Here is a 22,116-nt window from a genome sequence, read left to right as displayed (position 1 = left end):
TAAAAAACCTGATGACTTTGATGCTGTGTTGTGGTTTTGGCATTTCCAGTGCCCAGAACAGTAACGAAATTTCAGTGTATGCTCAGGGACTTTTTCCCGATTGGATTATAAGGTCATGAATGATAAAAATAATATGGAAAGTGGATTGGGAGTTGGCGTTCATTATGCATTCTTTTTTAGCAACAATTGGAGCCTGGGATCTGGCGTGGAGTACCAATATTACGAGGGTACAGCAAAAATTGATGCCCTGCAGGATTTTAGTAAGGCAATAGATATTGAAGGAGAAAATTTTGATTTCCGTTACAGTGCTGTAAATTACAATGAACAACAGTATGCTTCTTACCTGAATATCCCTCTCATAGTGCAATATGAAACTTCAGGCAATATCCGTTTATTCTTAGCGGCTGGGGCCAAAATAGGTTTTAATATAAAAGCGGCTTACGAAGTAGAAGCATCTTCATTAGTGACTAGCGGCTACTACAGTCAGTATGATGCGGAATTAAAAAATCCTTTGTTTGCTGGATTTGGAAATTTTGGTAAGTACGAAACAAGCAGATCTTCTTTAAACCTCAGTACATCTTATATTGCAAGTGGGGAAAGTGGAGTAAAGTTTTTACTTGAGGGAGAGCAATCCTTATATATGGGATTGTTCCTTGATTATGGCTTGAATGATATAAGTAAAAATGAAGGTAAAGATGTAATAGCATACGATAATCAAAATCCAACCAGTTTTATTGGATCCAGTCTGTTAGAAAGTAAAAATAAAATAACTTCCAAAGACTATATCAGTGATGTTAAGACCATGTCTTTTGGATTAAAACTGCGTTATGCATTTGGGCTTTAATATTTAGGCAAAAAACGCTATTATAACATAATGGAACCCCTGTACCTTTTGGTTTACGGGGGTTTTAATCTTCCGTTTACCTGTATATTGTACTGGTAAATTTACCCAGGCCATTGAAGCACCAGATTCTTCTTGTAAAAGCTTGAAATTTATGTCACCATTTCCCGAATATGAAAAAAGAACTTACAGGTGCATATCCTCTAAAAAATGAAGGTGAAATAAGTGAAAGGGTATATTAGAATTTATAATCAGCCAATTTTAATAGTTTTTAAACAGATACACCTTCCGTCCTTTTAGTACGTCGGAATAGACCATTTATCAGCTTAAGAATTATTAAAATACAAAACCACGAAAATCCTACATAAAATTACAAATTAATATTCCGGACAAATTTGCCTCAAAATACAGCATCGTGTTGATGTGCCACGACTGATTGACCTTCCGGACTATCAAGCCCGCCAACTCATACAGTTTATATACTGGATAATTTATAGAGTAAATAAAATCAGTGCTCCTCCCGAATTTTGTGAAAACTGTAACAAAAACCACCTGGTAACTACTTATATAAAAGGGAGGATTAAGGCGCCCATCACTTAAATGTTTCATCCTAAATTGAAAAAATGAAATTTACCAAGGTATTTCTAGGCATCGTTTTGTTTATTGGTTTTGCCTCGTGCAGTAGCGACGATGCTTTAAATGATGTTGAACAAAGATCAAAATCTTACGAGTTAATCGATATACAATGGAAGTTAGACGAAACTGATGGAGAAAGTATAGTTGAAAATAAAATTCCTGAATTTCATTTCCGAAATGATTCAGATACAATTATGGAGGTGATTATTGAGCCCCTTAAGAATATTCAGGGTAGTTCTATTTTTAAATTTAATGACTCCCTGGCCTTTGAAGAAATTATATATACTGAAGTTAAGGTGTCTATTCCCAGGGAGTTAAGTTTATTATCCCAGGAATACAGTTATTTAAATGGAGGGGTCAAAGTGGCCTTTACACAGGAAGAATCATTGTTCCCTTTTTCCTGGAATTTCACAGATTCCTTTACCCTGAGTAAAGGAACAAAGTTGACCTCAAACTACACCGTTTTCCTGAGAAAAAATAAGGCAACTTTTGTAGCAACATTTAAAGAAACCACTACAGGTGAGACTTTAGAACTGGAAGGTACCTGGACAGGTATGTTTTTTAATAATATAGAAGAGAAGTCTGTACTTGAGGAGATTGATCCTTCAAACTAAAAGATCTGTTTACAGTAATTTCTAAAAACAATTCTTAATCTGTGCTGGTTTTAGGACAGTGCGTTATTACCATGTGTTTTTTACTAAATCTCCGCACGGCATTGCATTGGTTCTATAGAGCATTTTACGTAGAAAAATGAAAATTTCCATTTATAATCTTTTCCTATTCAATTTTATAAGTCTTTTTACCTTTTCGCAGGAAATTGAAATGAGCGGAATTCTTATTGACTCTGAAACCAAAAGTCCTATTGAATTTGCAAACATTGGTGTAGTTGATAAAAATAAAGGAACAGTTTCCAATCTCGACGGAAAATTTAGGATCAAATTTTTACCAGAGTTTTCAGGGGATAGTCTCACAATTAGTCACGTTATATATAAAACTGTAAAAATTCCTATTAAAGATTCAAAAAACCTGGTCATTCAACTTCAACCAAATGAAAATCAATTATCGGAGATTATTATAACGAACAAAAAGAAAAAAAATAGAAAAATTGGAGTAAAAAGTTAAAACCCCTTCGTATGGATGAGTACCATCTCAAAAGAAATGGACATTATAGAAAGTGCAAAACAGATTAAAATTCCAAACAATAAAACTGTTAGAGTCAAGGCTGTAAATTTTTATTTGAGACGTGGATTTGAAACAGATAGCGCTTTTGTAAGAATAAATTTTTATAAAGATTTTGCCGATTACCCTGGTGATAAAATAGTTTTTGAAAATGTAATTCAGCGCAAACAAATTAAGCAGGGGTGGATAAACATTGATCTGGAAAAATATTCTGTTTATCTTGAAGAAGACTTTTTTGTGGGAGTCGAAATCATTCCGGACTCTAAAAAACCCCTCGAAGTTTTTATGGGAGCTATACTTACTAAAGGAAATGCTTATATGAGGGAAAGTAGTTTAGGAAAATGGAAAGAATTGCAAGGGGCCCAATCGATTAATGTTGAAGTAGAATATTAAAAGTCTATGCACAACACGACATTCCAGGTAATCAATAATCTGCTTTCTTAACTTTACTAATTAATTTGTTTATTCCAATCCTGTAATTTCAGTACTATTTAACCTTTCTTTAAATAAAACGTAAAACTTGCCTTTAGTGCCTGATTAACCTTCAGAAGACCTGACCTGACTGCTCATATGATTTTAATAAGAGATGTTTTGCTTCGCCCTCAACATTCATGCTTGATCCTCCATTTTATGCTTGATCCAGTTTTACCCAATTTGCATGCAAATAAAAAAGGCTTCAAACTTTTAATAGCTTGAAACCTTTAAAGTGAAGTGATCGCGTCAGGATTCGAACCTGAGACCGCCTGCTTAGAAGGCATATTTTACTCCTATTTCTTTATTTATTGCTATTCCTTAATTCCTTTGTAAATATAGGGTTTACACAATTATTAACTATCTTTCATTAATATCTGTTATGCGTTTATTTATCCTTTCCGTATGCAAATCTTATGCAAATGACTTATATTTATAGTTGTTAAGACCTAAAGATGAAAAGTGAATATGCTATCTCTATTTATTTAGATACAAGAAGATCTAAATCAAATGGAAAATTCCCGGTTAAATTGAGAGTGTACACACCTAATCCTAGGGTGCAAAAACTTTATCCAACCGTATTTGAATTTACGGCCTCAGAATTTGAAAGTATCTGGAACACTTCAAAACCTCGAAAGGAACACAAACCTCTTAGGAAAAAACTTCAAGCGGTAGAGGTGAGGGCTAGTAAAGTAGCTGAAGAAATTACACCTTTCACATTTGAACAATTCGAAAAGAAGTTATACCGGAGTGCTGGGGATGGTGTGAACGTCAAATACCAATACACATTAGCAATACAGGAATTTTTAGATAACAAGAAAATAGGAACTGCTTAAGCACTTATGATCTTAGCCAAAAAGCAATAAAGGATTTTGTTGAGACTCATTTAAAAAGGAAGTACAGCAAACTGACGTTATTTGATATTACTCCGCGTTTCCTTCAGGATTGTGAAACTTACATGAAAGACGAGAAGGGTAGGAGCCTAACTACTGTAAGTATGTATTTGAGAGCCTTGAAAGCTATATTTAATAAGGCTATAGATGAAAAGGAAATTGAGAAGGATTACTATCCATTTGGTAAAAGAAAATATCAAGTTCCTAACTCCTCCAATGTAAAGAAAGCCTTATCTAAGGAGCAGCTAAGTCTATTATTTAATGCAACTCCTGAGAATAAGCACCAGGAGAAGGCTAGAGATTTTTGGTTTTTCTCTTATGCCTGTAATGGAATTAATATTAAAGATATTGCACAGCTAAAGTTTAAACACATTCAGGAGGGCAAATTTTCCTTTTACAGGGCTAAAACTATAACAACCTCCAAAGCCCAGTTAAAGCCTGTTACAATCTACTTAAATGAATATACACAGTCTATTATAGAAAAGTATTCAAAAGATGTTAGTAATCCAGAAGATTTTGTATTTGATATTATATCTGAAAAAGATACTCCTGCCGAACAGCATCTGAAAGTAAATAATTTTAATAGGTTTATTGGACAACATCTAAAGAGATTAGCCGCTAAAATAGGATTGCCCAAAGAAATTTCCGCTTACTGGGCGAGGCATAGCTTTGCCACCTCAGCCGTTAGGAATGGTGCGACCATGGAATTTATTCAAGAGAGCTTAGGCCACAATAATCTATCTACTACCCAAAGATATTTTGCAGGTTTTGATAGTGATACTAAAAAAGAATTTTCTAAAACTATAATGGATTTTAATATTTAAAAGTTTACCCCCTATGGATTTTCAAAAAATTATATTGGAAAGTTTCTTAAACCAAAGCAAAGGTAAAAAATTACATAAGCGTTTTATAAGGACATATGAAGATGCGGAAAAATATCATTATGATGCAGAGGAATTTTTTGAAGGTTTAATAGGTGTAATTGAGATTTGGGAAGGCCATTTAGAAGATAAAGTAAATGAGCAAAAAACCAAATTATACGGATATAGAAACAAGGTCATAAATGGTACTGCAAAAATAACTAGTATCGAAGGAAAAACTAAGGAGGAAACTAAAAATGAAATATTAAATCATTGGAAAAGTGATCTAGAAAAAATCAGCAAAAATGATTTCAAATTACACATACAATTTGATGGAAGCTACTTCGAAATTTCTTATAATGAAATTCTATACATAAAAGAATCAATTGAAAAAGCATTCTCATTAACAGTAAACCAAAAGGACGACCTTCAACAAATAGATAAAAATAAACCAGTACAATCTGAAAAATTAAGTGACCTCATAACACACAAAAAAAGTTCTGAAATTGTAGAAAAGATTAAAATACAATACAGAAATATTAAAGGAAAACGTTTAAAGTTATTATTGCGTGCTTTTCAGTACTTAGAGTTATTGCCTAAAGAACGCATTGCAAAAAGGTTCCACGATTGTTGTAAAAATGAGTTTGATTGGAAAATTGCAAGTTATAACGCAATGAATGGATACAATTATAATGATATTACTGATAAAGCAGAATTTGATAGTATGAAAGTTTATCTTGAAACCTTGGTTAAAAACTGAATAAACAAGTTGTTCAAACTTGTATTTTCTTTTATACAAGTTTATACAACTGAATATCAATAACTTAACATTTATAAATAAGATAATTTTACAGCAGTAATAATTCTAAAACTGTTGTAAAATGAAAGAAATTTTAACATTCGACCAGTTACCCACAGCGGTAACTATGCTTACCCAAGAAATTAGCGAATTGAAACAGTTGTTACTCAATAAGAGCAGACAACATCCCACCGAACAGCCTGAACAGCTTCTTACCGTACAGGATACAGCTGTATTTTTAAGCCTTTCAGTCCCCACTATTTACAGCAAAGTGAGTAAAGGAGAATTGCCTGTGATGAAGCGCAGTAAACGGCTTTACTTTTCCAGAAAAGAATTACTGGAATATGTAAAAGGAGGTAGGCAGCAAACTAATGCTGAAATCGAATCTGAAGCTAATCTTTACTTAAAAAAATAAGGCAATGGAAAGTACCAATTCCCAAAGCCTTAATAATAATTTCCAACGGGCTAAAGATAGCAAATTTAAGGCACAGTTAGTAAAAGTATACGAGGCTTTTAAGGAAAAGCCGATGACGATGTTAGAAGCGGATAATTACACCGGAGTAATGAGATCCAACATCTGCTACTACATAGATATGCTTCTAGAGCAAGAACGAATAGCATTAATAAGAAAACGAAAATGCAGTATTAGCGGATATTCCAAAGTTAACGAGTATACCGCTGATCCTTCTCTATTTCCAAAGTCTAATCAATTAAAATTGTTTTGATATGGAAAGAGAGAAAATTCTAAAGATTTTAGCGAAACCTCGATCCATAACCAGAATACTAAAAGAGATTAATAATACTGAATTAAACATTTTTATAGAATCCTTCTTATCACTTCTTAAGGAGGACAAAATAGAAATGATAGGATTTTATTCCTGCGAATTTTCAGGAAAGGAAACACCTTATTATTTAAGTTATACTACCCCACTCAAAACGAACCCACTTAACCTCCCCCGACATGTCCAATGCCATAAAAACTAGCCCTGTTGAGGGTGCGCAAACTGCATGTTTAGAAATAGAAGATTTAGAAAAGGATTTTGAGCAGCGAAAGGAATCTTCTGTAGAGGATAAATTAAGTAAGGCTAAGTTAGATCCATTTGAAGACATTCCAGAGGAAACACCAGTTTTATTGATTAATGGTATAGGGGCTGCAACTTTAGGAAATATCTTAACAGTTACAGTAAAGCTAAATCTAAAAAATCAATGTTCCTGGCATTATGGTCAGCAGTTCTTTTAGGTATAACCAATATTAAAGGGTTTGTTTCAGGTTTAGGACAAGTTAAGGGAATCTATTTTGATACTGAGCAATCTAAAAGGCATGCACACTTGCAATATAAACGTATTTGCAAGCTCTTAGGAACGAACATAAGTAAAGGTTTGTCTTACTATGTTTTAAGGCCATATTCTCCCTCAGAGAGGCTTAAAATGATTGAAGAAGCTATTTACAAAACCCCGGGAATAACCTTTGTAGTAATTGACGGTATAGCAGATCTTTTAATGAAAGGAGTTAATGATGAAGAGGAAGCCATTAATATAACAACGCTATTAATGAAGTGGAGTCTGGAAAAGAATATTCATATCTCTACAGTGCTTCATCAAAACAAAAGCGATTCGAATGCAAAAGGTCACATAGGAAGCTATTTAATTCAAAAAAGTGAAACCGTTCTATCCATAGAAAAAGACTCCACAAACAAAGATGTATCTATTGTCACTTCACCTTATGCGAGGGGAATGGAAATAGACGAGCTATATTTTAGTGTAGATGAAAACGGAATCCCTTTCTTAGTAGAAGATTTTAAGTCAACTAAAGAAAGAGAGAAATCTAAGTCAAAAAATCCTTTTGACTATGAAAAAGAAGTTCATTACTCAATATTATCTGAAGCTTTTAATAAATGTCAGGAGGTTAAATATAAAGACTTGCTGGACAAGATAAAATATGTTTTAGCTACTTATTCAATTTCAATAGGTGATAGTAAATGTAGAGATTGGATAACCTACTATAGAGAGCAGGAAATGATAATTCAAGAAGCACAAATGAAGCCCTACAAACTAGGTAAGTCAGTAAGATAAGTTAGTAGGGTATGTTGCCCCCTTACATATGGGGGCTAACACACCACCTTACCTCGGTTAACATAGTTAACACACCACCAACATACAAATTAACATACCTCTTGAAAAACCCTATAAACAAAGGAAAAAATGAATAATTCAGGCTTTAAATATACGCTGGAGCGTGGTAGCAAGAAGGTTAACTGCCCTAATTGTCTGAAAAAGACGTTTGTTAGGTATGTAGATATAGAAAGTCAATCTTATCTTCCTGACTCTTTTGGTAGGTGTGACCGTGAGGAGAAATGCGGATATTTTAAACAACCTGAAAAAGAAAATAATTTTACCCCGGTAGATCCTGCAACTATAGTTATACCGGAACCAACTTTTTTACCTCTTGATTATGTGGATAGATATTATAACACTGAAGAAGAAAAAAGAAACAACTTTATTATCTTCCTAAGATCTTTTTTACCTCAAAGTAAAGTAGAGAAAATTGTAAAGGAATATTTTATCTCTACCTGTTTTCACTGGAATGGGGGAGCGACAATATTTTGGCAAATAGATCAAAATGAAAATGTAAGAACTTAGCCAAGTTATTTTATACGATCCTGTTACAGGGAAAAGAAAGAAAGAGCCGTTTAGCCATATTACCTGGGTGCATTCTCTTTTACAGAAAAAAGGAAAGCATAAAGATTTTGTTTTATCTCAATGCCTTTTCGGTTTACACTTAATAAGGGATTACCCGGACAACAATATGATTGCCATAGTAGAGGCTCCTAAAACAGCGTGCATTATGTCTGCTATTTATCCTAAATATTTATGGTTAGCAACCTGTGGATTATCCAATATAAAACCCAGACTATTTAAACCACTAAAGGAAAAAAAATAGTATTATATCCAGACCTTGGAGCTTTTGACAAGTGGAATGAAAAAGCGGAAGTTTTAAGAAAACACGGTTTTAATGTTGAGGTTTCGGATTTATTAGAAGTGAAATGTAGCACTTCAACAAACGGTTTAGACATAGCAGACTATTTTATTAATCAGCCTAAGAAGCAAATACATTAAATCAATGAAAGAACTACCAAAACAATTTTCCGGCAAAGGACAAGTAAAAGGATATGAGTTTAATCAAATTTCAGCCACACCATATGGCTATATTTACGCGAAAACATCTGCTGAAGGGTCTAAGACTTTTGAAGTATTTAAACGCCTAGAAAACGCTATTTATAACTGTATTTCATATCCTACAGATAAAGCTTTCGGAATATGGGCTTGGAATCCAGGAACAAAAGAACGTGCCCTTAAAATTTTATTAGAGATAGGAGAAAGGGAAGGAGCAAAGAAATTGAAACTGAATGCAGTGAATTCACCACCTTAAATATCTTTACATAGACGTAACCGTTATATCGTCCCTAATAAATTATAGCAAATACCAAAAAAGTAAATATTAATATTAAACTGTGATAAAACTGTGAAAAATCCACGTAAACAAGAGAATTTAAAGCCCTTCAAAGAAGGAGAGGATTCAAGAAGAAATTTAAAAGGAAGACCAAGAAAGAAATATTCTGAACACATAGCCGATTTACAACAGAAAGGCTACCAGGCTCCAACAAAAACAGAATACTTTGATATGATGGGGCTTCTTTTGGCAATGGAGGAAAAAGACCTGAAAGAATTTGAAGAGGATCAAACCCGGCCATATTGGATAAGATTAATTGTTATTGACTTAAACAGTAAGAGCACACGTCAACGAATGATGAGCGATTACCGGGATTGGCTTTTCGGTAGAGCTGAACAAAAAACGGATATAACTTCTAAAGGTGAGAAGATTTTAAAAGAGGAAAAACCGGACTTAACCCACATGACTCTTGAAGAACTCAAAGCCTTAAAGGAACTTCAGAATAAGGCTTTTGGAATACCACCTAAGGAAAGGAACAAAACCAAATATTAAGACAAGGAAGACTTCTCGGGAATCATAACGCGTGCACGTGAAATAGTTCTGACACGATAAAAAGGTCAAGATTAGGTCAAGATTTGAAAAACTAAAACAAGACTAAAAATTTACCAGGTAACACCCTAAGATTACCCTAAGGATTTTATAATTCGTACTAAGATTACACTAAGGATTTAAAAATATTAAATTGCAATACAATGCCTTTAAGTAAATTAGCTATTATGAAAAAACTACTACTATTCATTTGTATTATCTTCTTTTCGTGCTCATCGGATGAGGATAGAGATAATGGAGAAATGTGCTGCGGCACTTCCATTGCTGATATTAGAGAAAGTTACCATACTATGTATGGAGAGTTATTAGCAAAGGATAATCTAACCGTTCAACAGAGAAAAGAAGCTGAACAGGAGTATGCTTACAGGATAGAAAACCCTTGCGAGAGTTACAGGAAATCTCTTGAAAACGCTGGAGCTTCTTGTGAAAATCCTAATTAAGCAATCAGAAAAACATCGGAATAATATAGCCGCTAAGCAATATCCCTGGAATGGGATCGCGACCTAGCTTAATAATATATCCCTATCTATTCGCGCGTATAGGGTTTTCTTACACTATAAAAAGAATAGCAGTTGATTGCCTGGAGTAAGTTTAATTGAGCCGCTACACGCGCACATGTAAGACCCCAATAAAATCTTCAGGATCAGGAAATAATAACGAGATTTTAACGAGGGTGAAGAGTTTGTCGGAATCACTACGCGTGTAAATAATTAAGTTTTCGGAAACCATAAAAAAGGGATTGATAGTCCGAAGTAAGTTTTTTACAGTCTACACGCGAACGTGATATTATTTTACCAAACAACCCCAAGTTAACCCCAAGGATAAAATCGAATAAATATCGAAGTAATGGCATTATTAGTACAAGGTTAGTACAAGGATAACAACAAGATTACAACAAGGTACAACGGTAATGTAACGGTAAGGGTAAAAGATTTTTTCCATATCACAACACGTGTACGGGGAATTGTTTTTCGCACGATAAAAAAGAGCTAAGGTTCAGCTAGGGGTAAAGGAACTTCAGGAGAAAGAACGAAGATTTTCTAACGGTCACATGATATTTCACTTGAGCAAGTTTTTAACACGATAAAAAAGAAAACTTATTGGGAATCACATGACGGCATTAAAAAACCTGAACATTAAAACTTCATTGGTATCTGTTCGCGTGTATAGACACTTAAAAAGGAAGAGTTTTCCGACCCTATAAAAAAGGGGTGAGGTTAGGGTTAGAATGCAATAGTTTTATTTCAGGAAGCCAAACAATAAAAAACCCTCACAACTTCAATAATAACGGCAACTTAAACACCTTTACGATACTTCAATATACTGCAAGGTTTAGAATATCGCACTATCTGTTACCCGTGTGTAGACAAGGGCAAGATTACGGCAATGATTTACAAAAAAATAATAATAAAATATTATTTAGAATAATTCTAAATAGTGAAGAAAGTATTACCTTTATAAAGCAGTTTGAAAGCCTGTTAAAACAAACATTTATGGCACACGTATTTAAAATAATTGGTAACGTTTACACTACAGGAGTAACGGGAGAAACCGCAACTGTAAAAAGCGAATACGAATTCATTAGTCAACCTTTTTCTAATTGGGATGAATGTCGTCGTAATATGAACTTAAAGCACAGTGAATTTATGGCTAATATTAATCCAGCTGCTGCCGAAATATTATTACATGGTCAATATGTGGGGTACTACAATATCGGCAATCAAACCTTTACAAATATAGGCCGTGCAGGTGGTATACGTACAGAACCAAATGATTTATACAGTGCAAATAGACATAATTTGATCCGTGCTCTATTCAATTCTTTTAACTGGTAGTTATGACAGGATATAAATTTAAGTTCTTAAGCCTAACGAACCAAGGCGAAGATGTACACAGTTATACAAGTCCTGTTTATTCAGGTATAGATTCCAACCTTGATCCTATATTTAATTATTTGGCAAACAAGGAAGCCTGGGCACTAAGCATTAAATCATTGGAATAATATAGTAAGGGAGTTTGGCACTTTAGGACATACAGAATTGAGAGTTTATAGGGTAGTCAATGGGTTAGAAACCTTATTCGATTATGGCAGTATGATATCCTCTAAGGAATTTCTAGAAGCGCATAATCTAAGACCCTCCGAAAGAATGTTAGAAAGTTTATTTAGTAACTACGCAGCAAGTTGAAAGATAATAAAAACCGAAGACCGGGGAGAGAGGGGCTGCCTTCAGTCTGCTAAACTAACTATTATGAAGCTGCTAATATATTCAAACTTAATTAAAGTCTAAAAGAGTAGCGGGAACAGGAACTATTAAGGTAGTTCTAGAATGTGAGTGTTCTTAAATCATATTAATCTCTGTAGACGTTTTCTAAATTCTGCTCTCTGCTCTTGATCTTTGGTCATTCGTTTAGGTTCAGGTCGTTTTCTGGTTTCTGCAATCAATCTTTTCAGATCCTCGAAGTCGATACACTCCCTTGCAGATACAATTCTTAAAAGGTCATCTGTAGGAACGTGATCTTTTGCTATTTGTAGATATGGATCCATATTTTATTTACTGCCTGAAAAATGATTCCGAATTTTAAGAAGATAAACCTGATCAACCTTCATTAATACTACTTAAATCAATCTCACCGATTCCAATATAGTCACCGTTTTTTCTAATGTACAATGCTTCCCGGGTACTTTCCAGAGGAGCTTCTTTAGTTGGGTTAAATAACTCCCTTATATCCACATCCAGAGCGTCCGCTATACTCTTTAATAAATCAGGTTTTGGGAATGAATTGCCACTTGCAATATTTGATACCGCCACCGGGCTAACTCCCACTTTTTCCGCTAAGTCTTTCCCAGTCATATCCTTCTCTTTTAGAAGCTCTTTTAATCTCAATAGATCCATAAAAAAATTATATTTAGTTTGTGTTCAAAGATACTAATTAAAGCAATACCTAAATAATTTAAAAATAAATTAATGTAAAACTTGTATAGTATTAAAGTTATACTTAAATTAGCAACATAATAATTAAGGTATTACATTAATATTAAAGAAATGAATACTACAGAATTTAAAACCGCAATATCAGAAGCTAAAGAAAGCCTAAGGGGAAAGACCTTAACTGTAAAGTTCGTGAATGGTGGAACTATTAAAAAATTAAGCTTTACCTCTCTTAAATCATTCGGTAACGCAATCCTTGAAATGGAAAAATTAGGTGCAGGATTCGGATTCATTAAAGTAGGTAATCACATAGTAGAAAGAGGAATTTATAAAGCAGCAGATTTTCAGAAAGTGTTAAACAGGGGAATATGGAGCGAAGTAACATTTTTAGCAACAACAGTAAAATAATTATAAACCAACTTTAATAATTGAGATTATGGAAACTTCAAACAAAACCTTTAGAACAAGAGTATTTAAATGGGCTCACGAGCTTGTAAAATCTACAGGCAAAAGCTTTGCGGTGTGTTTAGCTAAAGCTTGGGCTTTGTATAGACTTCGTAAAAGAATGGCAACTGAGACGGTTAAAATAGCTTTTGAGAAAGCAGACGGATCTTTAAGAATTGCCTACGCTACTCTTAAGAATGCTGCGGAAAAGATTAAAGGAACCAGTACACCAAATTATAAAACTGTTACCTACTTCGATGCTGAAGTAAATAGTTTAAGATCCTTTAAGGTTGAAAACTTTATAGCGGCATACTAGCTAACCTGGGGGTGCTTCCAGAATAAGGAAAAACCCCCAAATCGGAAATTGGAAGTACAACTTAAATTAATAGATCAATCAAATGAATAACTTAAACCAACTTTTCACAGGATTCTCCACATTATTTGATCCTAAAGCTTCAGAAGAGGACAAAGCACGTGTTAAGGCTTCAATACAATGTAGAGTGGAAAACAACTTGGAGCTGATTAATAGAGTGGCAATGGAAAAAGCCTCAATCCAAAAGGTAACTATTCAATTTAAACAATCTTAAATAATATGATTTATTCAGATTTTACAGACAGACAAAAGGCGGAGTTACTACAGGACATTGTAAAAGATGCAGTAATGTTTAAGCAGCTATTTATAATAATGGATGCTGTACAAAGAACCTTCGCACCTCACGAAGATACAATGTATTATGCCGCTGATTATTCCGGTATCTACAGTGCATTTAATCTTATAGGCTATCCTTTTCCACAAACATTAGAAGAAGAAGAAAGAACCATTCCTATTAGAGAGGAAATGGAAAGAATCTTTGATAAAACGATTAAAAAGAACTCTAAAAGAAAACTAAGATTTAGAAAAGATGCTACAGCATTAGCAAAAAAAATAATTTTTAAATGGAACGTATATCTAAACACAATTAATCAAAATAAAACTTTATAAATAAACTAAAAATTAGAAATTATGATAACAGTAAACTTACCAGAAGAAAAAACCAAAGCCGCAAAAAACATAATGGAATATCCAGGAGGCCGGGCTAACAGATATCTTCTATTAGATATTAAAAGATTAGATATTACAGACAGAGAAATTTTTGAGTCTTTAGTAGAATTAATGGGTATAAGAATGCAAATAGAGTCTATAAACAAATATTTAGAGAGCACCGGAGCAAAAGAAATAATTCCCACTCTAATATTAAATGAAGTTGTAAACCATGCATTATGGAAAGAGCCTTTAAATGATGAGTATTTAGAGGAATATTTTAACCTACAAAAAACCTATAAAGAACACTCAAAGTTTTTAGATAAGTTTTCCAATACAGGAGATACTTTCTTTGATACAAAATTAGATTTAGCCTTATTAGGAGCTTCTTTTAAGGATCAATGGTCAACAGAGCACACTTTAGGTGCTAATGAAGAATTTTATGCGGAAATCGAGGAGGAAATAATAACTATTACTGAATCTTTTACTTATGGCTTAATCGATTATAAAACCTTTATTGAGAGAGCTAAAGAACTGGCTGGCTTAATAACAGAAGAAGCGGAAAGGTTACAGAAAAAGAGAAATATTGAAGTTTATAAAGCAAAGGAAATTAAAAGGCCTAAAGGATAAAACGTAATTCCAATAGTTAAAGCCTCGCATCCACTTGCGGGGTTTTTTAATTTGTACCTGATTTAACTGCTTTGACGCTTACTTAAAAGAGCTCCTAACTTATTTGCTATAATATAATCTTCTGTAACTAATCCCAAGACTGCCATAGTAAGCGAACTAGGTGAACGAAGCTCATTATCTACTGCTTTACGCCCCCAATTTGCATTTCGTGCTAGGCTTTCCGAATGTGCTATACGAGCAACCATGGCCTGCCCATAAATTTCTTGAACGACGAATTCAATTTTCTCTGCTAGGTGCTCCGGGTAAAGATTTTGCCAATATCGGATAACTTCCCCAAACATTTCAAAGCCGCGGTTAAGGAGGACAACTCCACTGGGTTCATTGGCATTAGGAGGTTCCCATGCTGCTGCCACTCCAAGCTCTAACTCTTCTTCATTTACCCAGCGGTAATTAGGGATACCTCTAGGCACGTGTGTTTCTTTTGCTTTTTCTTCTCCAGATGCTGTAAATCCAGCGTTTAGCGACTTATCTTCTTGTCTAGTTGTAAATGAGCTAGTTTTAGAACGAGGTTTATCTTCACCAGGTTGTTCCGTGATCGTAAATAAGTTTATCGTTTGACCAGGTAATATTTTTTCCTTCCCTTCTTCGGCTAATTTGTTAATTCTTTGATTCCATCTCTTACTAAATCTTGCCGCTAATTTATCTCTCCACTTTGTATCCTCTATGGTCCCTGTGGATGAATCAATTGCATTTTTTAACGCATTAATAATTTCAGGAGGCAATTGAGATGAGAACTCTTCTCCCCATTCTGCCCAGGGTAAGGGTTCACTTAGCTTTTTTAGTACCCATTATTTTCAGCGAGTTTCTAGCAGTATCTGGATAAACACCAACATCATTACTTAAAATTGGAGGTATAGCAATTATGGTCAGGTTTTCTCTGACTTTTGATGCAGATATACCAAAACTACGAAAAAGAAGAATGATGAGTTTTTACGTCGTATAATTCATTGTCGTAAAGTGCAGCAATGTAACCTTTTTCGTGGGCGTTAGAATGAATGTTAGGTCTTTCACCCTTCCACAAATACCATTTTAATTCAGTGCCATCCTTAGCTGTAATCTTTCCGGTTGCCCCCATTTCTCCTTTCTTATGACCTGGAAATATTAAATGTTGCTTTGCTCCTTTTACTCTTCTTCTATTCCAGCGATTGTCTTTTTTCCCTTTATTAAACAAACTGCTTCTTGAAGCCTCTTCAATTGACTTCGGCATCTTTTCTTTTTTCTTTGATCTTAATTCCTGTACGAAGATTTCAACATTTTCAGGTATTTCCCATATCCGTTTGTTTAGATATGCTGAAATTCCTTGTAGGGAAAAGCTTTCACCTCTGCCTTTTTCAATAAAAGTATTTTCTTTACCCGTATTACCTAAACAAATTACAATCGTTCCACTAATTTGTAACCACGAAGGCTTTATTTTACCCCAATTAATGCCGAATTCTTTATCGTTGTAAGGGCTTACTACAGTGTTGTATTCTCCATCATCAGTTTGAATAATTTTAGCTCCATATTCCCCTGTTGAAGGATTTTTACACAACCACAACATTGATCCTACTGGATCATTTTCAGTCCAGGATAAAACGACGACACCTTTATAATTCCAGGGTAAGGTGGAAGTTTTAGCTCCGATTCCGTAATTTTCGTGAGCACCTCCCACGGGTTTGCCGCCACTGCCGAAAGTATTAAGAAAAGTTTCCATTTCGCTTGCGTTCATTCCCTTGCCGTTATCAGCGACCATAAATCTATAAACGCCTTGCTTTTCTACTCCTTGCCATTCGGGCCCAAATTCAATTTGTGTTGCTCCAGCTTCTATTGAATTTTTATACAATTCTCTTACAAACTGCATTTCACTCCCTTCACGATATGCGCGATCTATTAAATTTTGAACTCCTTTCACGCTCATTTTTTCAATGTGAATATTTTTTTTCATAACCGAAAGGATTAAAAAATTTGGCTATAGAAGTTACGATAAAAAAGGACTCAGAATGCGATGTAAACAATCTTTTGGATAAAGCACTCGAAAAACTTGATTAAGTGTAGGTGATCAGGAGATAAAAATATAGGGAAAAAGGGAAGTTTCTATTTTTGGTATATTAATTTATAAATCGGTTCAATTCTTTAATAACGGTTGCAGCGTTAATAGTATGAATTAAATGCCATTAACGGCAATTTATGGCATCATTCAACGGCTTCAACGGTAAATGCAACGGCTAATTCAACGGTAAAGCAATGGTACGGTTGCAACGGTACGGTTGGCAGGTATTTGTTTAATTTAAAACCTGAGCTTATTAATTTCTGAAAGAACAAACTGACCCAATTTAAACGGGCTGTGCTCTAAGCTCCACCTCATAGGGAAAAGCGAAGTTTGAAATATCTTTACCTGATAACCAACTATCCCAATCCTCTTGCCTCAACACTACAGGCATACGCTGTGCCTGTTGCACAAGTTACCGAAATTAGGTAATTTCATGGAATGCAAGGCAAAAAAGACTATCAGGAAAAACTCTTCACTTCCTTTAGGTTAAGTGATCGAATCCCAAAAGAAAATTTTTATCGCAGGTTAAAAGAGGCTCTCAACCTGGATTTCCTTTATCCACTCACCCACCAGTTCTATGGGGAGAGCGGACAAAAAAGTATCGACCCCGTGGTGTATTTCAAGATCTGCCTGGTGGGATATCTTGAGAATATTACTACAGATCGTGGCGTAATGGATCATTGTGCAATGCGGCTGGACATCCTTTATTTCCTTGGGTATGATGTAGATGAAGAACTACCCTGGCACAGCACCATAAGCCGTACCCGAAAGCTTTTTACCGATGATGTCTTTGAGGAAGTATTCACCCGGGTTTTTAAACTATGTGTAGAAGCAGGATTGGTAAGCGGGCATACACAAGCCATTGATTCAGCTCCTGTTAAAGCCAATGCTTCTATGGATAGCCTGGAGCTTAAAGTCCCGGCAGAAGATCTTGAAGAGCATCTCTCAAAGCTGCGTGTGCAAAGCAGCAGGGACCGAAAAGCCAAAGAGAACAAAGCCCCTAAAGAACAACAGGAAATTACCGCCAGTAAACAAGAATTACAGGAAATTAAGAGCCGTAATAAAAGATGGAGTAAGGACCAGGATATGAAACCCGGTGCAAAGAACAAAGGCAGTAAATATACCAGCAACAAAACCCACTACAGCCCCACAGATCCTGATGCAAGGATCAGTGTCAAACCCGGAAAAGCCAGGAAACTTAACTACCTCTGCAATATAGCCGTAGATACTAAAGCCCACGTAATAACAGATGTACAGGCCTACCATGCAGATAAGAAAGACACAAAATATTTAAAGGATACTGTTACAAGATTGAACAGGCGTTTACGCAGGGAAGGATTGATCTGGGAAAATCTGCTGGCAGATGCAGGTTATAGCAGTGGGGAGAATTATGCATACCTGGAAAATAAAGGTCTTACACCCTATATTCCACCACACGGCACTTACAAAGGAGGACCTGAAGGGTTCCAATATTTTAAAGAGGGCAACTACTGGCTGTGCCCGCAAGGAAAAAGGTAACCTTCCGGAAGCAGAAAATGGAGAATGGAAACTTAAAGGATAACTATTTTACTACAAGAGCAGATTGTAAAGACTGCCCAATAAAAAAAGCCTGCATTGGCAAGAGCCACGAAAAAAGGATCAATATTACCGCCTTTCGGGAAGAATACGAAAGAAATATTGAACGGGTAAAAAGCAGGCGTGGCCGCTATATGAAAGGCAAACGACAAGGCACGGTAGAACCCGTTTTTGGTACCCTTAAAGAATTCCTGGGACTAAGAAAAGTAAATACCATCGGAATTCGCCAGGCCAACAAATGTATGCACCTGGCCGCCATTGCGTATAACCTGAAGAAGTACCTGAAGTTTACCACAAGGAAAGTCAAGTCCGGGGCAAATGCCCTGCAAAAATGCCAAGACGCCGCTCCTTCTATTATAAAAGCTGAATTAATGGCTTTTCAAGCTGTTTTGATCCTCCTTTTTTCTTCCCAAAAAGTGTTTGTGAATAGAGCATCACTTGCTTAAAAAGCTTTAAATATAATAGGAAATCTTGTTTGTAGAGGAAATTATAGGCTTGTGCAACGGTTACCGCTGTTTGTTGTTATGTATCCGACTCATTAACTCATTCGCTTCTGTAGTTAAAATTGAATAAGAGTTTATTAGCTCATTATTATCTGGTTTTTTCCAGGTAGAATAAATTCCGGCAAATGCAAAAATCTCTTGGCCTTTTGGTTGAATTAAATACTTCTGCTTCTGTTTTCCTTTAGGATCTAACCACTGCCATTCATAATAACCATTAGCAATTGTGAGGCAACGGTTCTCAACGGAATTTCTAAACGCTGGTTTTTCTGTAGCAGTTTCTATTCTAGCATTTAAGGTAGATTTTTTGATATTATCAGATTTAGCCCAAAAAGGTATTAAGCCCCAATTGAACATCTGTATTTCTCCCTTGTTTTCAGCAGTTATTACAGGAGTTCTATTAAAAGTATAAGCATTAATTTCCTCCAAAAGTTGGTAAGCTTCAGGATCAACAAAACGAGCATCGAAAGTCCTTTCAATATCGCTTAATGGGAATTAAGTTTAGTACGGTAACACATCTTCGTTATCGGTTTACCAGATAATTTTGAATATCACCACAATCACAAAGTTGCAACTGTTTTTTATCTCTTGCTGGAAGCACAATATAGTTTTCGCCTCCGTAGTCTATACAATACCCTTTAATCCCAGTAAGGTGATTTCCTTCAGTTGTAGTTTTGCCGTTCATTACCACTTTATCTACAAGGATTACACACTTCATTAATTTTTCCCCCTCCATTAAATCCTCTAGTACATCATCTCCTAATGCCCAGGTAGCAGGTATAACGTAGTGCGGTTGATCTTCAGAAATAATATAGACAGTTCCTCCCTTTTCGACTTTTGAAGAAGGCTCATAAACCTCTATACAATCAAAATGGGAAGTAGCTAAAGTATCTTCTATCTCCTGTGGGTCTTTTACTAATGATATTTCAAGTTTCATATTGCTCTTTTTATAAATTTACGGATTATTACCAGAAAGTGAATTAAACTTAAACAGAGCTATGAGTAATTGGGATGGCCATAAAAAAAGCGGGAACCCCAAGTGCCCGCTTATCTAACCAATAGGGCTGTAACCCCTTACCCCCCAAATTGATAGGTTAAATATAAAATAATTTCAGATTAATTTGTCACCATTGAAAAATATTTTACCTTTTTAGCTCCCTCAAGAATAGAAGATTATAATTAATAAATCTGTAGGGGAATGGCTTTCCATAATTTAAAACACCTTAGGCATATCTTGTTGGTTTTATTTCTATTCAACTATTTATGTGCATTCTTGTCATTAACACTCATAAGCTCTTTTTTAAAATTCTTTGAGGAGCTTATTCTTGTTGGGTCGGGTTTTTTGCTCTTGTTGTTTTTCTCTTTTTTGCTACCTGCTGAAAAATTGGGTGATGAAGATCTAATTGAAGAAAGTCGCACAATGAAAAACTATAATAGAAATAGGAATAACTATTACAAAGGCAAGAATAAAAATTAATAGAATCCACAGTTATGGAAGATGACGACGGAATGATAAAAAGCAACGGAAGGTACTGGAAGTGGGTTCTTCTGGTATGCAGTGTTCTTTTGGCAGCCTACATTGTTTCGAAATACGTTTCATAAAAGAAAAAGCGAGCCATCCCTACAATGTTCGCTTAATCCCACAGTTAGCTAAAGGATTAAGCCTTACATCTAATGTAACCATAAATTAATGTTTTTTAATGGATTCGTTTTGAATTATTTAGGAAGAAAAAAGCAGGTCGATGCGTAGGAGCACAAAAGACCTGCTTAAGTGGATTAAAGAAACGTAAATCCCTTATGTCAATAATCCTACTACAAGATAATCAGAAAATATAAAATATTTCGCCTTCGGTTATAATTATTAAATGTAAAGTGATTAATAATTCTGATATACTATGCCACTATACCGAGCTCCTTTAAACTTACGGAAGCTAGAGGAGGTTAGCACACGCCCAAAGGTAGAAAATAGCTTAAATGAGCTTATACTGGATTATTTTTATTCAGGGAAGAGAGTAGGCCCTAGTGGCCAGATTGAATTGAAAGTGTGTACACTAATAACTGAGTCTAAGACTAATCTTTATTTAAGATCCTGCTATTATTCCGGAGATAAAGCAACTTGGAAAGATGTCATTAAGGAGCAGTTGAAAGAGCATTTAAGCACCATTGGATTAGAAGAGGGATTAGTTAAAAGTGAAACCCGGTACTTTGAAGTTTCTCCAGATAAGCACCTGGAATTAGAAAGGTATGAAGCAACTATAAGAGACTTAACACACAAAATCCAGAACTTCAATAAATAACTACCACTAAAAAAGAGTTAAGGAGGCCAAACTATTTTAATCTTATTTGTAAATTAATGAGGTGAAAGGATTCTTTATTATATTGAGTTTGCTCTTTTCTGGTATTAGTGCTTAGCCAAACCTCCTTTGAAAGCCCCTTTACGGAATTTTTGAATACAGGTGAGATAGAATCGTTTGAACGTACTATTTCTATATTTCCCACAGAAATTAAAATAATCTCAACTACTAAGGAGGGAGGAAAAGTAATTCAGACTCTTTACATAAATGATATTATTGATTTTCAAAAAGGAAATTCTCCTCTTATTAAAACCTACTACTGTAAATCAAAAGATGAACAGACTTTATACCAGGTGAGTGTACCAATAACTGAGAATGTTGATCAAATACTTCTTACTCAATATAATTTATCTACCAAGGAAGCACACGACCTTCGATTTTTAATAGATTCGCAGAAGGCTTTACCTATAGAAAAGGTGGGATATTTTTAGTTTTTATTAAATGAAAATTACGCTTTACGAATTCTTAGCCTTACCGGATCAGGGACAATATGATGTTGTATTTAGCTCTGGGGATTATCTAGACATCCGCATTGAAGAGAGTAGGAGGTATGTGCTCTATGCTGTAGATCGCTTCTTTGTAGAGGTAGAGTACGACAACGATAAAAATAAAATTAAAGGTAAGAGAGCATTTGTTCAGGGTGAACTTTTAGATAAATATACAGGTATTTAAGAATTTTATTCCTTTACAACCCTTCTTATTATTACTGGCAGGGAAAATTGAATGTTTGGTTAGAAAATCTTTTGGGTTTTTAGTTATTAAGAATTTCTATATTTGGATTCATTTTATAAAGTATTGTGCGCCAACAAAATTTTATTGAATTGTTCACCACTC

Annotated in this window: 32 protein-coding genes; 26 read left to right on the top strand and 6 right to left on the bottom strand. The window is 34.8% G+C overall.

From position 1 onward, the window contains the following. Positions 1-115: 115 nt before the first annotated feature. The 17 genes from LZ575_RS03155 (at position 116) to LZ575_RS03080 (ending at position 11,574) form a co-directional block, all read left to right on the top strand. Complete coding sequence (locus LZ575_RS03155; protein ID WP_235328356.1) at positions 116-844, top strand: outer membrane beta-barrel protein; 729 nt, start codon at positions 116-118, stop codon at positions 842-844. Positions 845-1,464: 620 nt separating this feature from the next. Beyond that, on the top strand, positions 1,465-2,091 hold the full coding sequence (locus LZ575_RS03150; protein ID WP_235328354.1) for a hypothetical protein: 627 nt from the start codon (positions 1,465-1,467) through the stop codon (positions 2,089-2,091). Positions 2,092-2,227: 136 nt separating this feature from the next. Continuing rightward, positions 2,228-2,599 (top strand): carboxypeptidase-like regulatory domain-containing protein, encoded by a 372-nt coding sequence (locus tag LZ575_RS03145; RefSeq protein WP_235328352.1) that lies wholly within the window; start codon positions 2,228-2,230, stop codon positions 2,597-2,599. A 15-nt stretch (positions 2,600-2,614) separates the two neighbouring features. Next, the gene (locus LZ575_RS03140) at positions 2,615-3,049 is read left to right on the top strand and encodes a hypothetical protein (RefSeq protein WP_235328350.1); all 435 of its coding nucleotides are present in this window, start codon (positions 2,615-2,617) and stop codon (positions 3,047-3,049) included. Positions 3,050-3,582: 533 nt separating this feature from the next. Then, positions 3,583-3,963 carry a hypothetical protein gene (locus LZ575_RS03135; RefSeq protein ID WP_235328348.1) on the top strand — a complete coding sequence of 127 codons (381 nt, stop codon included), beginning with the start codon at positions 3,583-3,585 and terminating at the stop codon, positions 3,961-3,963. 26 nt (positions 3,964-3,989) lie between these two features. After that, on the top strand, positions 3,990-4,844 hold the full coding sequence (locus LZ575_RS03130) for a site-specific integrase (protein WP_235330663.1): 855 nt from the start codon (positions 3,990-3,992) through the stop codon (positions 4,842-4,844). Between the two features lie 13 nt (positions 4,845-4,857). Next, positions 4,858-5,640 (top strand): hypothetical protein, encoded by a 783-nt coding sequence (locus tag LZ575_RS03125; protein ID WP_235328345.1) that lies wholly within the window; start codon positions 4,858-4,860, stop codon positions 5,638-5,640. 121 nt (positions 5,641-5,761) lie between these two features. After that, positions 5,762-6,094: a helix-turn-helix domain-containing protein gene (locus LZ575_RS03120; RefSeq protein WP_235328343.1), complete on the top strand. Its 333-nt coding sequence runs from the start codon at positions 5,762-5,764 to the stop codon at positions 6,092-6,094. A gap of 4 nt (positions 6,095-6,098) precedes the next feature. Then, a complete protein-coding gene (locus tag LZ575_RS03115) occupies positions 6,099-6,404 on the top strand; it encodes a hypothetical protein (protein WP_235328341.1) in 306 nt (101 codons plus the stop codon). A gap of 236 nt (positions 6,405-6,640) precedes the next feature. Continuing rightward, positions 6,641-6,919 carry a hypothetical protein gene (locus LZ575_RS03110; protein WP_235328339.1) on the top strand — a complete coding sequence of 93 codons (279 nt, stop codon included), beginning with the start codon at positions 6,641-6,643 and terminating at the stop codon, positions 6,917-6,919. After that, positions 6,886-7,752 carry a hypothetical protein gene (locus tag LZ575_RS03105; protein WP_235328337.1) on the top strand — a complete coding sequence of 289 codons (867 nt, stop codon included), beginning with the start codon at positions 6,886-6,888 and terminating at the stop codon, positions 7,750-7,752. Before LZ575_RS03110 ends, LZ575_RS03105 begins: the two co-directional genes overlap by 34 nt. A 129-nt stretch (positions 7,753-7,881) precedes the next feature. Beyond that, entirely contained in the window at positions 7,882-8,319 is a 438-nt protein-coding gene (locus LZ575_RS22235; RefSeq protein WP_255702748.1) for a PG0870-related protein, read from the top strand. A 7-nt stretch (positions 8,320-8,326) separates the two neighbouring features. Further along, positions 8,327-8,620, top strand: a complete 294-nt coding sequence (locus tag LZ575_RS24175; protein ID WP_409187201.1) for a DUF6371 domain-containing protein — start codon at positions 8,327-8,329, stop codon at positions 8,618-8,620. A 180-nt stretch (positions 8,621-8,800) separates the two neighbouring features. Then, complete coding sequence (locus LZ575_RS03095) at positions 8,801-9,109, top strand: hypothetical protein (RefSeq protein ID WP_235328335.1); 309 nt, start codon at positions 8,801-8,803, stop codon at positions 9,107-9,109. Between the two features lie 93 nt (positions 9,110-9,202). Further along, entirely contained in the window at positions 9,203-9,682 is a 480-nt protein-coding gene (locus LZ575_RS03090) for a hypothetical protein (RefSeq protein ID WP_235328333.1), read from the top strand. A 224-nt stretch (positions 9,683-9,906) separates the two neighbouring features. Then, on the top strand, positions 9,907-10,179 hold the full coding sequence (locus LZ575_RS03085; RefSeq protein ID WP_235328331.1) for a hypothetical protein: 273 nt from the start codon (positions 9,907-9,909) through the stop codon (positions 10,177-10,179). A 771-nt stretch (positions 10,180-10,950) separates the two neighbouring features. Continuing rightward, the gene (locus LZ575_RS03080) at positions 10,951-11,574 is read left to right on the top strand and encodes a hypothetical protein (protein WP_235328329.1); all 624 of its coding nucleotides are present in this window, start codon (positions 10,951-10,953) and stop codon (positions 11,572-11,574) included. Positions 11,575-12,083: 509 nt separating this feature from the next. Here the strand turns inward: LZ575_RS03080 and LZ575_RS03075 are convergent. Both LZ575_RS03075 and LZ575_RS03070 read right to left on the bottom strand, forming a co-directional pair. Beyond that, entirely contained in the window at positions 12,084-12,284 is a 201-nt protein-coding gene (locus LZ575_RS03075) for a hypothetical protein (protein ID WP_235328327.1), read from the bottom strand. A 52-nt stretch (positions 12,285-12,336) separates the two neighbouring features. Then, complete coding sequence (locus LZ575_RS03070; protein WP_235328325.1) at positions 12,337-12,591, bottom strand: helix-turn-helix domain-containing protein; 255 nt, start codon at positions 12,589-12,591, stop codon at positions 12,337-12,339. A gap of 192 nt (positions 12,592-12,783) precedes the next feature. On the opposite strand from LZ575_RS03070, the gene LZ575_RS03065 reads away from it, so the two are divergent. From LZ575_RS03065 to LZ575_RS03050, 4 genes are all read left to right on the top strand, one after another. Further along, positions 12,784-13,077, top strand: a complete 294-nt coding sequence (locus LZ575_RS03065; RefSeq protein ID WP_235328323.1) for a hypothetical protein — start codon at positions 12,784-12,786, stop codon at positions 13,075-13,077. A 28-nt stretch (positions 13,078-13,105) separates the two neighbouring features. After that, on the top strand, positions 13,106-13,429 hold the full coding sequence (locus LZ575_RS03060; RefSeq protein ID WP_235328321.1) for an SH3 beta-barrel fold-containing protein: 324 nt from the start codon (positions 13,106-13,108) through the stop codon (positions 13,427-13,429). A gap of 276 nt (positions 13,430-13,705) precedes the next feature. Next, entirely contained in the window at positions 13,706-14,095 is a 390-nt protein-coding gene (locus LZ575_RS03055) for a hypothetical protein (protein WP_235328319.1), read from the top strand. Positions 14,096-14,116: 21 nt separating this feature from the next. Continuing rightward, positions 14,117-14,764, top strand: a complete 648-nt coding sequence (locus tag LZ575_RS03050) for a hypothetical protein (protein ID WP_235328317.1) — start codon at positions 14,117-14,119, stop codon at positions 14,762-14,764. A 62-nt stretch (positions 14,765-14,826) separates the two neighbouring features. On the opposite strand, the gene LZ575_RS03045 is transcribed toward LZ575_RS03050, so the two are convergent. Together LZ575_RS03045 and LZ575_RS03040 are read right to left on the bottom strand one after the other, a co-directional pair. Beyond that, positions 14,827-15,546: a hypothetical protein gene (locus tag LZ575_RS03045; RefSeq protein WP_235328315.1), complete on the bottom strand. Its 720-nt coding sequence runs from the start codon at positions 15,544-15,546 to the stop codon at positions 14,827-14,829. 182 nt (positions 15,547-15,728) lie between these two features. Beyond that, a complete protein-coding gene (locus LZ575_RS03040) occupies positions 15,729-16,748 on the bottom strand; it encodes an ATP-binding protein (RefSeq protein ID WP_235328313.1) in 1,020 nt (339 codons plus the stop codon). A 543-nt stretch (positions 16,749-17,291) separates the two neighbouring features. Between LZ575_RS03040 and LZ575_RS03035 the strand changes: the two genes are divergently transcribed. After that, positions 17,292-18,371, top strand: coding sequence for a transposase (locus tag LZ575_RS03035; protein ID WP_235324926.1), 1,080 nt, complete (start codon positions 17,292-17,294; stop codon positions 18,369-18,371). Between the two features lie 17 nt (positions 18,372-18,388). Continuing rightward, positions 18,389-18,874 (top strand): transposase, encoded by a 486-nt coding sequence (locus tag LZ575_RS03030; RefSeq protein ID WP_235324925.1) that lies wholly within the window; start codon positions 18,389-18,391, stop codon positions 18,872-18,874. 60 nt (positions 18,875-18,934) lie between these two features. Here the strand turns inward: LZ575_RS03030 and LZ575_RS03025 are convergent, their stop codons facing one another. Together LZ575_RS03025 and LZ575_RS03020 are read right to left on the bottom strand one after the other, a co-directional pair. Next, the gene (locus tag LZ575_RS03025) at positions 18,935-19,357 is read right to left on the bottom strand and encodes an SOS response-associated peptidase (protein WP_235328311.1); all 423 of its coding nucleotides are present in this window, start codon (positions 19,355-19,357) and stop codon (positions 18,935-18,937) included. Positions 19,358-19,451: 94 nt separating this feature from the next. Continuing rightward, positions 19,452-19,865 carry a hypothetical protein gene (locus LZ575_RS03020; protein WP_235328309.1) on the bottom strand — a complete coding sequence of 138 codons (414 nt, stop codon included), beginning with the start codon at positions 19,863-19,865 and terminating at the stop codon, positions 19,452-19,454. Positions 19,866-20,970: 1,105 nt separating this feature from the next. Here LZ575_RS03020 and LZ575_RS03015 point away from each other — a divergent pair. From LZ575_RS03015 to LZ575_RS03005, 3 genes are all read left to right on the top strand, one after another. Next, positions 20,971-21,225, top strand: coding sequence for a hypothetical protein (locus tag LZ575_RS03015; RefSeq protein WP_235328307.1), 255 nt, complete (start codon positions 20,971-20,973; stop codon positions 21,223-21,225). Between the two features lie 149 nt (positions 21,226-21,374). Continuing rightward, positions 21,375-21,713, top strand: coding sequence for a hypothetical protein (locus tag LZ575_RS03010; RefSeq protein ID WP_235328305.1), 339 nt, complete (start codon positions 21,375-21,377; stop codon positions 21,711-21,713). A gap of 10 nt (positions 21,714-21,723) precedes the next feature. Beyond that, the gene (locus LZ575_RS03005; protein WP_235328304.1) at positions 21,724-21,954 is read left to right on the top strand and encodes a hypothetical protein; all 231 of its coding nucleotides are present in this window, start codon (positions 21,724-21,726) and stop codon (positions 21,952-21,954) included. The last annotated feature ends 162 nt before the right edge of the window (positions 21,955-22,116 follow it).

This window comes from Antarcticibacterium sp. 1MA-6-2 (assembly GCF_021535135.1).
Classification (GTDB): Bacteria; Bacteroidota; Bacteroidia; order Flavobacteriales; family Flavobacteriaceae; genus Gillisia.
Note: the sequence above shows the minus strand (reverse complement) of the source record. Positions and strands in the feature narration are given on the sequence as shown.